The sequence below is a fragment of the Paraburkholderia sp. J12 genome (assembly GCF_905220215.1).
In the GTDB taxonomy this organism is placed as follows: Bacteria; Pseudomonadota; Gammaproteobacteria; order Burkholderiales; family Burkholderiaceae; genus Paraburkholderia.
The window spans coordinates 21,839-35,815 of sequence record NZ_CAJMZC010000004.1 but is presented as its reverse complement, the minus strand read 5'-3'; the positions used below and the strand labels follow the sequence as shown (position 1 = coordinate 35,815).

Annotated in this window: 13 protein-coding genes and 1 riboswitch; of the genes, 3 read left to right on the top strand and 10 right to left on the bottom strand. The window is 64.8% G+C overall.

Annotated features, from left to right (window positions below; translation table 11 throughout):
• Window positions 1-22: 22 nt before the first annotated feature.
• From U5760_RS11240 to U5760_RS11205, 8 genes are all read right to left on the bottom strand, one after another.
• Entirely contained in the window at window positions 23-814 is a 792-nt protein-coding gene (locus tag U5760_RS11240; protein ID WP_322011781.1) for a BPSS1780 family membrane protein, read from the bottom strand.
• An 83-nt stretch (window positions 815-897) separates the two neighbouring features.
• On the bottom strand, window positions 898-2,151 hold the full coding sequence (locus tag U5760_RS11235) for a DUF1700 domain-containing protein (RefSeq protein ID WP_322011780.1): 1,254 nt from the start codon (window positions 2,149-2,151) through the stop codon (window positions 898-900).
• Window positions 2,148-2,486 (bottom strand): PadR family transcriptional regulator, encoded by a 339-nt coding sequence (locus U5760_RS11230; protein WP_322011778.1) that lies wholly within the window; start codon window positions 2,484-2,486, stop codon window positions 2,148-2,150. The genes U5760_RS11235 and U5760_RS11230 overlap by 4 nt, the downstream gene beginning before the upstream one ends.
• A gap of 265 nt (window positions 2,487-2,751) precedes the next feature.
• Complete coding sequence (locus tag U5760_RS11225; protein ID WP_322011776.1) at window positions 2,752-3,651, bottom strand: DapH/DapD/GlmU-related protein; 900 nt, start codon at window positions 3,649-3,651, stop codon at window positions 2,752-2,754.
• Between the two features lie 110 nt (window positions 3,652-3,761).
• Entirely contained in the window at window positions 3,762-4,460 is a 699-nt protein-coding gene (locus U5760_RS11220; protein WP_322011775.1) for a c-type cytochrome, read from the bottom strand.
• Window positions 4,461-4,476: 16 nt separating this feature from the next.
• Window positions 4,477-5,703, bottom strand: coding sequence for a hypothetical protein (locus U5760_RS11215; protein WP_322011773.1), 1,227 nt, complete (start codon window positions 5,701-5,703; stop codon window positions 4,477-4,479).
• Between the two features lie 2 nt (window positions 5,704-5,705).
• A complete protein-coding gene (locus tag U5760_RS11210) occupies window positions 5,706-7,193 on the bottom strand; it encodes a cytochrome c (protein ID WP_322011772.1) in 1,488 nt (495 codons plus the stop codon).
• A gap of 183 nt (window positions 7,194-7,376) precedes the next feature.
• A complete protein-coding gene (locus tag U5760_RS11205) occupies window positions 7,377-7,925 on the bottom strand; it encodes a DUF2946 domain-containing protein (protein ID WP_322011771.1) in 549 nt (182 codons plus the stop codon).
• 266 nt (window positions 7,926-8,191) lie between these two features.
• Window positions 8,192-8,392: riboswitch (cobalamin riboswitch) on the top strand.
• 90 nt (window positions 8,393-8,482) lie between these two features.
• Between U5760_RS11205 and U5760_RS11200 the strand changes: the two genes are divergently transcribed.
• The 3 genes from U5760_RS11200 (at window position 8,483) to U5760_RS11190 (ending at window position 11,518) form a co-directional block, all read left to right on the top strand.
• On the top strand, window positions 8,483-10,438 hold the full coding sequence (locus U5760_RS11200; RefSeq protein ID WP_322011770.1) for a TonB-dependent receptor domain-containing protein: 1,956 nt from the start codon (window positions 8,483-8,485) through the stop codon (window positions 10,436-10,438).
• A gap of 96 nt (window positions 10,439-10,534) precedes the next feature.
• Window positions 10,535-10,915, top strand: coding sequence for a DUF2946 domain-containing protein (locus tag U5760_RS11195; protein ID WP_322011769.1), 381 nt, complete (start codon window positions 10,535-10,537; stop codon window positions 10,913-10,915).
• A 156-nt stretch (window positions 10,916-11,071) separates the two neighbouring features.
• Entirely contained in the window at window positions 11,072-11,518 is a 447-nt protein-coding gene (locus U5760_RS11190; RefSeq protein WP_322011767.1) for a copper chaperone PCu(A)C, read from the top strand.
• Between the two features lie 18 nt (window positions 11,519-11,536).
• Here the strand turns inward: U5760_RS11190 and U5760_RS11185 are convergent, their stop codons facing one another.
• Both U5760_RS11185 and U5760_RS11180 read right to left on the bottom strand, forming a co-directional pair.
• On the bottom strand, window positions 11,537-11,866 hold the full coding sequence (locus U5760_RS11185) for a DHCW motif cupin fold protein (protein WP_322011766.1): 330 nt from the start codon (window positions 11,864-11,866) through the stop codon (window positions 11,537-11,539).
• Window positions 11,867-12,048: 182 nt separating this feature from the next.
• Window positions 12,049-13,794 (bottom strand): ShlB/FhaC/HecB family hemolysin secretion/activation protein, encoded by a 1,746-nt coding sequence (locus U5760_RS11180; RefSeq protein WP_322012243.1) that lies wholly within the window; start codon window positions 13,792-13,794, stop codon window positions 12,049-12,051.
• Between the last annotated feature and the right edge of the window lie 183 nt (window positions 13,795-13,977).

Below are 13,977 nucleotides of genomic sequence, written 5' to 3'. Positions count from 1 at the left end.
GCTGGATTCAGCAAAAAAGACTTCAACGCTCGCCGAACACATCGCGATAGCTGCCGTACATCGAGAGCACGATCAGCGCGCTGACGAGCGGCGTGACAACGAGACCGCGCACCAGCATCGGCACGACGGGCGCGAGCAGCAGATCGGCCGCAATCGCCACGGCGTACACGAGCGCCACGCGCCAGTTGCGCAGCACGGCGCGCAGACTCGTCAGCATGGCATCGAGCGCCGGGAGACCGCGCAGGACGACGAGCGCCGGTGCAAACCAGAGCGCCGCGACGCCGAGTGCATAGAACGGCACGGCGACGAGCGGCTCGAACCCGGCCCATGCCTCGCGATGCGCGTCGAAAACGATCCATACGCCGCGCAGTTCGCCCGGCGCGCCCACCGGCGTCACGCTCAGATGAAACGCCGCGACCTGCACCAGATAGCCGAGCCCCATCAGCGCGCAGGCGCCGAGGCCAATGGCCGCGAGCGCATTGCGATGGCTCTGGACGGCGGCCAGCGCTTCGCCCGCCGACCAGGGCCGCGCCCGGTTCGCGCGCTCCTGCATCAGCACGAGCAGGCCTGCCGCAAAGGGCACGGCAAGCGGCGCCAGCACCGCAAAACGCGGCACGAGTTCCAGCAGCGTGGCGAAGTCGGCGCACACGAGCAGCGCGGCGAGCCACCACAGCGGGTGCAGCCTTGCCACGGCCACGCCGTCGGCCAGCCAGCCAGGCAGTCGCGCAAGACTCGCGCGGCGGCCCTCGCCGGATTGGGTATGTTCGAAACCGCGCGCCGCCGGCGACGAGGTGGAAAGAAGATGCAGATTCATGGCCGTTTCCTTACTGTGAAAACCACGATCGAAACCGCGAAAAAGTCCTGTATTTGCCTTGCATTTGCCTCGTGAGTACCGCGTCAGCCGAGGCCGCCCAGCTCGAGTTTTTCGGTGAGCCGTTCAGCTTGTCGACGCACGTAGCGCACGAGCCCACGCCACGTCATGCAGGTGAGCCTCACGCACAGCCACAGGCCGAACGCGCCTCCCACCAGCATGGCAAATCCGTACAGCAGCGTGCCGATGTTCGAACCGTGCGGACCGACGATCAGCATCTTGTCGGAGCCGCTGGCGATCGACACGTGGTTGCGGTCCACTTCGACCGAATCCTCGCCGCTGTGCACTGCCAGATGCGGACCGCCGCTGCCGCCCTCGACGAACGAGAGACGATCGCCGCCGTCCGAGATGTCCCATGCCATGGCGTTCGGCGCGCTGCCGACGCGGGCCGCCGACACCTTGTCGCCGTTGTCCGTCTTCAGGTCGAGCGCCACCACGTCGGCACGCCGGATCGACCACGTATCGCCCGTCACCGTGAAGAGCTCGCGCGCGCCGCCCACGGACTCGATCTTCAGCTTGCCGTCGCGGTTGCGGATTTCGAGCGGGCCCGCCGCAGTCACGATCGAAATGCGCGTGCCGGGCTGGGGCCGCAGTTCGAAGCGTTCGCCGTCGACCCGGAAGTCGGGGATGTGCACCTGGGCGAGCTGGCTGTCCGCCTGGGCCGGCTGGGTCGGCTTGCCGGCGGCCTGGTCGCTTGCGGCTTGATCGCTTGCGGCTTGATTGTTCGCGGCAGCGGCGGGCTTCTTCGCCTTGCCGTCGTCGTCATCATCGTCGTCGTCATCGTCGCTATCGGCGTCGGGACGGCTGCCGGCCTGGGCGCTCACGCCGTGTCCGCTGCTGTGCTCGAAGCTGAACGGGATCTGCTCGACCGACGGCCAGCCGAACAGCTGATGGCTGCCGAGCAGCACCACGGTCGCGAGCCCCGTCACCACCAGCGCGCCCGAAATCACGTAGCCCATGGTGAGGAACAGCAGATAGAACATGAACGGCACGAGCAGCAGCAATTGCATAAGCCCGAGCCCCGCGATCGAGAGGAACACGCGCATCAGGTTGCCGAACGAGCGGCGCGTCTCCCACTGGCGGAACGTGGCCTGCGCCTTCAGTTCGCGTGCGAGCCGCACCGGGTCGCCCAGCGCGGCGACCACCTCGGCCTCGCTGCGGCCGGCCGCCAGTGCGTCGCCGATGTACTCGCGGTAGTCGGCCACGATTTCATCGACAACCTGCTTCGGCAAACTTCGCAGTTCATGCCGCAACTGCTGGATGAATGCGTCCTGCGTCATTGCTTGTCCCCTGTGGAGGGCATGCCGGGCAATCCCAGCACGCCGTTGACTTCATCGACGAAACTGCGCCATTCCTCTTCCATCTCCGCGAGACTCGCCCGCCCCGCCGACGTGAGCGAGTAGTACTTGCGCGGCGGCCCCGAGCTCGATTCGACGAAATAGGTCGAGACCCATGCCTCGGCCTGCAGGCGGCGCATCAGCGGATAGATTGTTCCTTCACTGATCTCCATCGTTTCAGAGAGTGTTGAAACGAGTTCGTAGGCGTAGCTGTCCCCGCGCGCCAGCACGGCGAGCACGCACATATCGAGGGTTCCCTTCTTGAGCTGGGTTTTCATGCCAATCCGTTCTATCTAATATGCATGGCACAGTACCTTGCTATGCACGAATGAGGGACGCACCTTGTGCCGTCACGTCATGGTGCGAACTGTAGCAGCCGGTATTGTTTTATGCAAGGTACTGTTTTATGCACGACTCCCATTACGAACCGAAAGGTTCTGGAGGGTCATGCGGCCTGCATGGGGCGGGTTACGACGGGAAGGCGGGAAGACGGGAAGGCGGACAGACCGGCCGGGCGGCCGGTCCAGGGGACCTGCGGGTACGTCAGTCGTTGCTGTGGAGGTTCGTGTTCAGGCCGCCCCAGCGGGATGCGTCGGTGGGCAGCACTTCCACGGCGCCGGTCTGGCTGTTGCGGCGAAACAGGAGGCCGGAGCGGCCGGACAACTGCCGGGCCGCCACGACAGTGCCGTCCGGCAGCTTGACCTTGGTGCCCGCCGTGACGTAAAGACCGGCTTCCACGATGCACTCGTCGCCGAGCGAAATGCCGATGCCCGCATTGGCGCCCAGCAGGCTGCGCTCGCCAATGGCGTTGCGGGTCTTGCCGCCGCCCGAGAGCGTCCCCATGATCGAGGCGCCCGCGCCGACGTCCGAATTCCGGCCGACCGTGACGCCGGGCGTCACGCGCCCTTCGACCATCGATTCGCCCAGCGTGCCTGCGTTGAAGTTGACGAAGCCCTCGTGCATCACGGTGGTCCCGGCGGCCAGATGCGCGCCGAGTCGAACGCGATCCGCGTCGGCCACACGCACGCCCTCGGGCACCACGTAGTCCGTCATGCGGGGGAAGCGGTCGACCGACGAGACCGTGAGGTGATGGTATTCGGCGGCCAACCGGTCTCTCAGCGTATCGACGTTGCCGGGCAGCACGGGCCCCGCCGACGTCCACGCGATATTGGGCAGCAGGCCGAAGATGCCTTCGAGATTGATTGCGTTCGGTTGGACCGATCGTTCGGAGAGCAGATGCAAACGCAGATACGCCTCTTCGGTGGAAACCGGCGGCGCATCGAGCGAATCGATCGTAACTTCGACGAAGTCCCCGCGAATGAGGCCGACTTTCTCGGCAAGGCAACTGCGCTTCTTGCCGGCACCGGAGGCGGGAAACCAGACATCGAGCGTCTTGCCCGTTTCCGTGTCGCTGTATCGGTGGCCCGATCGCTGAATGGTCATCGAAGACTCCTTTGTCGCAAGGTAGCGCGGTCTGTGAGGCGAACTGTGAAGCCGTCAATGATAGCCGAGGGGCCAGCCGCTTTCAGCGGACAAACCCCTCGTGCAACCGGCTACTTCGATTTCGCCGTCATGTACGCCACGGCCGCCTTGATATCGGCATCGGAGCAGTCCGAACAGCCGCCGCGCGGCGGCATGGCCTTGAAGCCCAGCAGCGCGTGATGGAGCAGCGTGGCGTCGCCTTCGGAGATCCGGGGCAGCCAGGCCGCCTTGTCGCCGAGCTTCGGCGCCCCCGCCGCGCCCGTGCCGTGACAGGCGAAGCAGACCGAACCATAGACCGATTCGCCGGAGCGCGCCGGACTGGCCGCAGCCGGTGCCGCGGGCGCGGCGGCCGCCACCGTCTGGTGCTCGGCGCCTGCGGTGCCCGAAGGAATCGGAGTCGCTCCGCCCTCGTTCGCCGCCACCGCGCCCGCGCTCACACCGTTCACGCCATTCAGCGTGCTGAAGTACGCGGCGATGTTGGTGATGTCGCGATCCGAAAGCGGCGCCGCCATCGCGTTCATCGCTGCGTTCTGGCGCGTCTTGCCGTCGCGGTAAGCATGCAGCGCATTCTCCAGGTAGGCTTGATGCTGCCCGGCCAGATTCGGCACGCCGGGGATCTTCGCCACGCCGTCCACGTTATGGCATGCGAAACAGACAGCCGCGCGCCGCTTGCCCGCGCCGGTATCGGGCGCGAGTCCCGTGCTTTGCGCATGCGCCGCCGTATAGAACAACGCCAGCATCGCCAGTCCGATCCGGATGATGAAATTCATCGGGAGTCCTCTTCTATCAGTTGAAGTTGAAGCTGTCGTGCATCGAGATCGCAATCCCGTACACGAAGAACACGGCGATCCACACGCCCAGCACCGATACCGCGCCGGTGCCCAGACGCGACACCGTGCGGTCCGCCTGATACACGCCGCGCGTGCGGCCTGCGCGGTAGAGCAGCGTCAGGTAGAAACCGCCAACCAGGCCGCCGATGCCCAGCAGCGTCGCGAAGAACAGGACGGTCGAAGGCCAGTCCGCGTGAACGGTGTAGGTCTGGATGGTGTAGCCGAACGGGCGCAGATAGTGAATGCGTATGACTTCGCGCCATACCGCGAGCACCGCCAGCAAGCCGAAGCCACAGGTAGCGGGCAGATAGCCGTGCGTATCGTCGCCGAGCTGGCGCATCCACAGCGCCAGGGTGGCCAGCGCGCCCACGATGAACCAGCCCACGGGATGCAGCACGAGGCCCGATCCCGCAGGGAAGTCGAATTGCCAGACGAGCATCGGCACGAGCGCGAGGCCGTAGCCCCACTGTGCGATCCGTCTGCCGAGCGCGCCCACGAAGGCACGGTAGGCGGGCTCGCGGTCTTCGCGGCCGGCAAAGTAATGGGCATAGGCCAGCAAAAAGACACCCACGGCCGGCACGGCAAGACCCATGATGAAGGCATAGCGCGGCCACTGGATTGCGTGCAGCGCCGCGCCGCGCGTGTCGACCATACCGCCGGGCGCGTACCAGTTCATCCATTGCCCGGGCAGAAGCGCCTGATACGAGAGCGCGTGCATGATCAGCCCATCGAGACAGAAAAGTCCGAACGCCACCCACGCGTAGAGCCCCACGTGCTTCTTCGCGCCTTCGTGATTCGCGTGATAGAAGGCGAACCAGCAGCAGTAGGCCACGATCAGCGTGAAGATGAAGGCGATGGCCCAACGCCCGGACAGCACGTTCGACGTGTACCACTGCGGGTCGTAGATCACCTGGGTGAAGAGCAGCGGCGCCACGCCCAGCACGATCAGCAGCGAAACCGAGACCTTCGCCACCTTGGTCATCGCCATCGACAGACGCTCCCAGTAAGGCCCCGCCCCGCGCCGATGAAACGCGACAATCGCAAGGCCCGCCGAGCCGAGCGCGAGATGCACGAAGGCGATGTGCACCACCCACGTGATCACCATCAGGATCTGAAACACTACGGGATACGCGGGAACCCCGGCGGGGTCGCGCATCGTGTTCATCACGGCACCAATATCCATGGCTAGTTCCTCGACGGCGCCGGTTGCCCCGCCGTGTGTTGTTCTGCGATCAGCGGATCGGCGCTCTTGCCGGCGCCGTCGTTGCCCCCTTTGCCCTCGTTCGCGGCGGCTTGTGCCTGCTGTGCTGCCGCGTGCTGTTCGGCGATCAGATGATCGACGTTCTTGCCGCTGTCAACGGCCGCGAGGTAATGCGCAATCGCGCGGATCTCGTTGTCGGGCAGGTCGATACGCGGCATGTACGGCTGCGTGCCGTACTTGAGCGGTCCGCGCAGGAAGGCGGCAATCATGTCCTCGTCGGTGGAGAGGTGCAGCTTGTCCGGCAGGCTGCGCAACGGGCCGCCCGGTTCGAGCGAGTGGCAGTTCGCGCACGCCACCTTGGTGAGCAGACGCCCCACTTCCAGTTCGTTCGCGTCGGTCACGGTCCTCAGTTGCTCGGGCACGAACGGATGCAGTTGCAGCAGACCGTGTTCGGCAATGCGCTCGACTTCCGAATGAATGCCCTTGCCCGGCACGTCGCGCGCGATCACCTGATTGCCGTAGATGTATTGGCCCGCCACATACGGCTTGCGCATCGACTCGCGCATGCGCTCTTCGGGCCATACGCCCACGATCGCGATGAACGTAAAGAGCGAAATGGCAAGCGACGTGTACACGCGCTGCGGAAAGGCCCACGCGAACAGGAGCCAGAGCGTGGAGACGAGGAACACCGCCACCATGCCCTTCGCGTAGACCGGCAGCAGATGCGTGTCGAGCATCACGAGTGCGTTGGGCGGCAGCGTGCGCAGGTAGTAGAAGAACATCACCACGGCCACGGCGCCGCCAATCAGCCCCACGGGCGCGATGAAGCGCACGACGCTGCGGCGCAGCGCGAGGTCCTTCACGCGGCTCGCCACCAGCAGGCCCACGAGTGCGGCCATCACGAGCATCCCGCCCGTGCGCGTGCCGAGCTGCGCGAAGAAGTTGACGTTATAGAAGGCCTCGCTCGTCGAGCCGGTCTGATACCAGCTGTCGTGGCCCGGCCACATCATGAAGGACAGCACGCCCACGATCAGCAGCATCGTGGCCCATGAAGCGAGCGCGAACGACCAGGTGAGCTTCAGATGGGTGCGGGCGTCCACTTTGCCGATCAGATACACGAGTGCATACACGCCGATCACTTCGACCGTGAAGTACACCCACTCGCTCGCCCAGATCCAGACGAAGTTATGAATGAGCCCGCTCACGCCGCGGGGACTCGCCACGGTGATCGCATACCAGATCCCCGGCCCGGTGATCGAACCGATGATGTACGAGAACACCAGCAGGAACATGCCATAGCGTTTGATGAACGCCATCAGCTCCGGCTTGTTCTCGCGATACGCGCGCGTTTCGAGCAGCGCGAACAGAAACGATGCGCCCACCGATGTATGGGACGCGACGACGTGTATCACGCCGATGATCCCCATCACCCAGGCCGTGCCGATGCCCGGGACGTAAAACGTCGGATACATGCCGAGCATGTCCATACGTCTCCCCCTTCTTTTACTTTCTACGGATCGAGCCCGGACGAGCGCGGCCCGCGCGCCTCGCGGCACGAACGAACGCGCGCCCGCCATCCCCCAAGGGACGGCCGGACTGGCGGATGACTGCGGCAGAACGCCTGTGACGGAAACACATGCGCTGCGTTGCGCCGCTCAGGCGATGGCGGACAACGAGAACGGCGGCGCGCGGCTGCCGTGGGCATACCGGTGCACCGGCTGGATGAAGCCGCGCTCGAAACCGGCCCCGGACGCCGACACACCGGCCGCATCGGGAACGACCCATGCCGCGGCGATCGAAGGCAGTGCGGGCCCGTGATGCGCGAGCAGGCAATAGCCGCAGCGCACGCCATCGGCCGGAGCCGGGATCGGCGAACGCTTCGTTTCCGGCTGCGCCGCGGCAAGGCGCGAGCCGGCCGTGCCGCCCGCGCCGCAGATCACCGCGGAAGGCGCCGCTTCGGCCGAGGCGAGCAGCCCCGAAATGGCCGGCGCGAAGCAACCGAATACGAGGCCGAACAGCGCGAGCCACGTGAACTGCCTGAAGAGCGAGCCGCCCTGCTTCATGGTTCGCCCTGCACCGCCGTGACGGCCCGCGACCTGCTGCCCGCGTGTCGAGACAGCCCGACGCCCTGCGCGCAGGCCGGCCTGCAACCCGGCTTTTGCGGGCTGCGCAAGACGAAGGGAACCGGCAACGACGAAAGACATGGAGGAACTTTGCATTGCGCCGGCGCGTGACGCGCAGGACGCGTCCATGGCCGGTTCGGGCCGTAACGTGAATTTCAGGGAGGGCCATGCTAGCAAAGGCTCGCCGAAAGTACGCTGCGTGCTGGTTATGTCCGGCATCGCTCAGACGAAACATCGGCCGGCTTTCGCCGCCATTACAGACGGCCGCGCGCCGCTCCGGAAGCCCTCTTTCGTGCCTTTTTTGCATCAAACGCCACGGGACAATTGACGTGGCCGAGCATGGCCCATTACGCTCTCGCGCTGATGGTTCCCGGCAACGGGATCAAAAGGGAACGCAGTGAAAGAGGCGAACGCGCCTCGAGTCTGCGGCTGCCCCCGCAACTGTGAGCGGCGAGTCCGTGCCTAACGAAGCCACTGGTCAATCCGGGAAGGCAGGCACGGGCGACAACCCGCGAGCCAGGAGACCTGCCATCGACCGAGGTCCATGCAGCCGCAACGGGCGGGGTGTCCCGATGCGCCAGCGCCGCTTCCTGAAGCGGCCGCTCGTTGCAGGGACAGCCCCGACCTCAGCCCCGCCTATGAAACTCAAACCTATCCTCGTCGCGTCGGCCATGACGGCCTGCGCATGGCATGGCGCACAAGCCGCCGACGACAGCGCGCTCGCCCAGCAAGACCCGGCTCAACCGGAAACGCAGTCCCAGGCTCAGCCGGACAACGCGCTGCCCAACATCCTCGTGGTGGGCGACACGCAGCACCTGCCGCAATCGTTCGACCAGCGTTACGCGACCACCCAGGTCCTCACGCGCGCCGATCTCGATCGCCTCTCTCCCGCCGACCCCAGCATCACCCAGGCGCTCGCCACCCTGCCCGGCGTCACCATTTCGCAGAACGGCGGGCCGGGCACCTCGGCCTCGGTCAGCATTCGCGGCTCGGCGAGCAACCAGGTAGCGGTTTTCATCGACGGCATTCGCGTGGGCTCGGCGACGACCGGCGAAGCCGAATGGGCCGACCTGCCCACCGAAGCCTTCGACCGCGTGGAAGTGATCTCGGGACCGGCTGCGGCCTCGTTCGGCGCGGATGCGGTGGGCGGCGTCGTGCAGCTCTTCACGCGCCACGCGTCCAACCTGCCGAACCAGACCACGGCATCGTTCGGCGGCGGCTCGAACAAGACCTTCGACACGCAGTTGCGCACCTCGGGCACGGTGCCCTCCACCGGGCCGCTCGCCGCGCTGGGCGGCCTGACCTATTCGCTCGGGCTGCACGACTACAACACGGCCGGCATCGACGCGACCCAGCCGTGGGCCTACGGCCACGAAGACGGCCGCAACCCGTACCACGCGCAGGACGTGGACGGACGCCTCGGCTACGCGCGCGACAACTGGTCGATTTCGACCTTCGTGCTGTACCACCGCGCCGATCTCTCGTACGACAATCTGGGCGGCGCCGACCGGCAGCTCGACCATCAGCTGACCACGGGCATTGCGTTTCACCTGGACATCACGCCGACCACGCAGTTCGACCAGTCGGTGGGCTACGCGAACGATCGTCAGTTCCTCTACGCAAACGACCCGACGATTCCCACCGACGAAATCGACTCGACGCGCTTTAGCACGTCCACCTCGCTCACGCATCAGGAGACAGGGCACACGCTGTTCGGCATGCCGCTCAACGGCGAAACGAAGCTCGCCTACGACTTCACGCGCGAGCAGGCCTTCCTGCCCGTCGACATCCCGAGCGGCGTGCCCACGCGCAACGACTCGGCCGTGTCGATGCATCAATCGGCTACGCTCGGACCCTGGACGCTGTTCCTCGCCGGGCGCCACGAAATCGTGCAGGGGCAGTCGGTCAACACAGGCAATGCCGCGCTCGCATGGGCGATCACGCCGATCTACACGGCACGCGTGTCTTACGGCAACGCATTCCGGCTGCCGACGTTCAACGACCTCTACTATCCCGGCTACTCGAACCCGAATCTGCAGCCGGAGCGCAGCGACTCCATCGAAGCAGCGTTCGATGCGACGACCTCGTACGGCACGTTCTCCGCGGCGATCTACGACACGCGCGTTCACGATCTGATCACCTACGATTCGCAGACCTTCCTGCCCGTGAACGTGGGCGAAGCGCATATCCAGGGGATCGACCTCTCGTATAAAGGCACGATCGGGCAGTCCACGCCGGTCAGCCTGACAATCGGCCTCATCAACCCGAAGGACGTAACCGACGATACGTGGCTCAACCGCCGCCCGCGTCAGACCGTCAATCTGAGTGTCGATCACACGTGGGACGAATTCCACCTGCACGCGCTGAGCACGGGTATTTCGGTGCTTTACAACGGCTCGACCTTCGACGACCAGTTCAACACCATCTATCTGCCTTCGTGGACGACGGTGAATCTGCGGGCTGCGTACAAGGTCAATCCGCATGTCACGCTTTCGGCGACGCTTTCGAACCTGTTCAACCGGCAATACATGACGGCGTACGGATATAACAGCCTCGGGCGGACGGCGTTCGGTAAGGTCAGCTATACGTTCTGAGCGTGCCGATGGCGGCGCGGCCGGAGGTCCCGCCGCCGAACGGCGACGCTTCCCGCAACGAGTGATAGACTGACGGCGCAAGTTACCGCTCCGATCATGTCCGCTCACACCCGCAAGCACTTCACCGCATGGCTTGGCCTCGTCGCCATGTGGCTGATCGTGCTCGCGCCGCTCGTGAGTCAATCGGTCGCAGCGGCGCATCGCGACAACCCTGCCGAAGATGTGCTGTGCTCGGCAATCCAGCAGCCGGCAAGCGCGCTTCTGCAAAACCGGCATTACAAGCATGACGCGGCCGGCCTCGACCAGGCGTGCGGATATTGCGACCTGCTGATCAATCATGCGGTCATGCCGCCCGCGCCGGCGGTCCCGTTCCTGTTCTTCGCCGTGACGGCACCCAGCGCCGTCGCGCCGCTCCTCTCCCGGTTCGTGCCGTTCGGCGCCTTCGCGTCGGGGCGCCCGCGGGCCCCGCCGGTCTGAGCGCAAACCGGTCTTTCGGCTCCAAGCCCCTCTCGATCCACGCATCCGGAAACACGCCGGATACGCAACCGTCATGTATTCGCACTTCGCGGCGCGGCCTCGTATGGACCGCCGCCGCAGGCGACATTCATTACCCTGAACCCAGGAGATCACCTCATGCGCCGTACCTTCCGCCACCTGGCCGTTGCCGCGCCGTTCGCCCTCGCCTCGCTGTCCGCCTTCGCTGCCTCGTCGGGCGCGATCACGGTGTCCGACTGCTGGATCCGCTCGATGCCGGGCGACACCCCCTCGGGCGGCTACTTCAAGCTCGCGAACGCCAGCAACAAGTCCATCGATCTCGATAGCATCGACACGGAAGCCTTCGGCATGGCCATGCTGCATCAAACGCAGAGCAGCGGCAGCACCTCGAAGATGGTGATGGTCGACAAGGCGACGGTGCCGGCGAACGGCACGCTCGCCTTCGCGCCAGGCGGCTATCACGTCATGTTCGAAAAGGCGAAGAAACCGCTCACCATCGGCTCGACGATTCCCGTCACGTTCAAGTTCGGCGACGGCGAGAAGATCGATGCGCAATGTGCCGTGAAGAATGCGGCGGGGCAGTGAGCGGGCGTGAGCGTGCCGCTAGTCGACGATGAAGAGCGTCGCGCCCGTCCGCGTGGACGAGCGATGCGGTTCGGCGTCGTCGGCAACCTGGTAGCTCATGCCGGGCTTCAGGACGAACTCGCGTCCGTCCTGAAGCTCCGTGCGCAGTTCGCCTTCGAGGCATAGCAGGATGTGCCCCTTCACGCACCAGTGGTCCGCCAGATAGCCGGCGGAGTAGATCACCTGCCGGACGCGGACCGAGCCGAAGCAGCGCGTCTTCCAGCGCGCCACACCTTGTTCGCCGCGGTGCTCCGTTTCTTCTATCGTGTCCCAATCGGTTATGCCGAAGGGAAAGCCCGAAAGCTGCATTGCCGCCACCTCGTTGTGCCTCGCGTAGCGCAACGATAAAGCACTTGAATTCGCATTGGCAGATACAACTGAGCCTTGCTATGACCGCTACAGATCGTGATGAGGCTCCGATAAGACGAAAAGCCGAGCCAATATGTCGTTTCTTGTTTTCAAGCACGGATACGTTCGTCAAACCAGACTACTCAGAATTGCGCCATCACCTGGAAACCCAGCGTCACGCGCGACGTATCGAGTCCAGCCGGTTTGTAGATGGGCGTGCCGGCAAACAGGTCATACGACAGGCCCGCGATGCGCGCAGGAATGCCGCCACGAACCCCGATCACGGCGCCGGCCAGTTGCGTGCCCGCGAGGGCGGCCGTGTTCGGCCCAAACACGTGGCCGTAATCGACCCCGGCATAAAGCGTCTGCCCTGTATGCCCGACCGGTAATTGCAGTTCATTGCGCCAGTAGAACCCGCGCTCGGCAGCAAGCATCTTTTCGCCATCGAAACCACGTACCGTGTAGCGGCCTCCGATAGCGAGGTCGTCGATGTAGAACAACGTGTCGCCGGTGTACTGGCCATGCAGCGTCGTCACGTATTGCAGGGGCTGCGTGCCGATCGCAAAAGGCACGGACAGGTTGGCGTCCAGAACCCCCATGTGGAATCGATAGGTCGGACCGGTGCTATACGGATCCGGTGTCGCACCCAGACCGCCGATGCCCTGGCGGTAAGCCAGCGTACCGTCGAACTGCGCAGTGCCGAAATAATGGCGATCCGTGAAGCCGCCCTCGATGAAGGTGTTGTTGTAGTTCTGCGTGGGAATGGTCGTGTCGTCAATGAAGCTGGCTCCCCAGCGTTTGGACAGCTGGAACTCCATCCCGAATATGTCGTCCTGGCTGCGCCGGAGCACCCGCTGCAGCTTGATGCCGGCCGTCTGCTGATTACCGCTCGACACGAAGGTCTGGTTCACGCCGGCGATCTGCTGGTAATACGTATTGGTATTGCCATAGAGCGTTGCTGTCCAATACCCCCACGGCACGGACCAGGAACCGTTGAAGCCGTGCGAGCCGAGATCCTTGTCGCCGAATTCCAGGTCCTGGTTCGCGCCGAGGGTGAGAATGTCATTCAGGCCGAGCGCGTTGTTGAGGCCGAGGCTCAGATTGCCCTGCAGCTTGCCGGTGGCGCGCGTGCCGGCGTTGTCGATCGAAGCGACGAGACTCCACGGCTTCGTGCGCTTCACGGTGATCACGACGTCGCTCTCGCCGGGGACATCGGCTGGCACCACCTTCATTTCGGCATCCTGATTGCTGACGCGCTTCATCTGGTCGAGGCCCTGTTCGAGATCCCGCAGGTTGAGCACGTCGCCGTCGCGGGCGGGAAACGCTGTTTTCCAGGTGCCGCGTGTCGACGGATCGGCGAACTTCAACTGGCGGATCACGCCCGGGACCAGCGCCAGCTTCAGCGTGCCCGACGAGAGGTCCTGCTGCGGCAATAACACGCGTGTGGTGATGTAGCCCCGGCTCAGGATTTCCTGCTGCAAGCCCTTGACGATGATATCGAGCCCCTGCTTGCCGATACATTCGCCCTGATAGTGATCGAGCCATTCCCGCGCGAACGCAAAGCGATCCTGCGGCAATGCCGATGCGCCTTGTTTGCGAGCTACGTCGGGCAACGTGGCCGGGACGTCGAGCGCAAACGAGTGGATCGGGAAACACGGTTGCTCGGCGGGCAACACCGGCCAGCCAGAGACTTGGGGAACGCTCGAGCGGACAACCGGTGCGGCAATGGTGGCCGCACGCTGCTGCGCGTCGCGTTGCTGTTGAACCTGCTGTTGCTGCTCGGCGTTTGTGCGGGCGGCTGCGGCAATGTCGGGCGAGGCCTGCGCGTGGACGACGAGCGGGGCAAGAACGGCGAGAGGTAATGCGGCAAATCTCTTTTTGTTTTCCAATGCGGACTGTTTTGTGAGGCGCTTGGGTCTGTACGGCGCCAGATCACGATGCACTTGCTGTTTCGGCAAGTGCAAATCTTTTGAGTGCGAAAGCGTATTGCCGGTTTGTGCGTACCCATCGCACGCACCGTCCCTGGTTGGAGGTGAAGACCGTTTAGTGAGCGCCGTCGGTGTTGGCATTGC